The 395-nt window shown below is 50.9% G+C and carries 1 protein-coding gene; it reads right to left on the bottom strand.

Features of this window, described 5'->3' with window-relative positions; all coding sequences use genetic code 11:
• Positions 1–28: 28 nt before the first annotated feature.
• Positions 29–395 (bottom strand): transposase (locus tag HMPREF2890_RS00120; protein ID WP_148130625.1); only part of this gene is annotated, 367 nt, incomplete at its 5' end.

Below are 395 nucleotides of genomic sequence, written 5' to 3'. Positions count from 1 at the left end.
AGAGATTACCTTTGTTGAGGAGAGGGATTCAGGAAAAGTGGAGGGCAACTCGGTAGAGAAAGAAGTCGGTGTTTCTAGCTCCGTAGTTGACGCTGATGAAGCGCTGGAGGTTTTGGTTGAGAGCCTCTGCCTTGGCGTTACTCTCTCTGCGGTAGAAGTACCTCAGAATGGGGGTGGAGTTTGACCGGAGGAAGTTGGCGATGTTGCGTATCTCCTCCACCTTGCTCTCCATTCCTTCCTTGGTGATGAGCATAAGATCTGCCTCCTTTATCTTGTACTTCCGATCGCTGTACCGCGGTCGTATCGGCTCGTACCACTTCCGGATCCTTAGGCAGTATTTGTAGGCTTCTTCGATCTCAGGGAATTGCTTGAAGAGTATCTTCGCCCGCTCCTTT

Source organism: Porphyromonas sp. HMSC065F10 (assembly GCF_001808555.1).
Taxonomy (GTDB): Bacteria; Bacteroidota; Bacteroidia; order Bacteroidales; family Porphyromonadaceae; genus Porphyromonas_A.
This window is presented reverse-complemented; position numbering and strand designations above follow the sequence as displayed.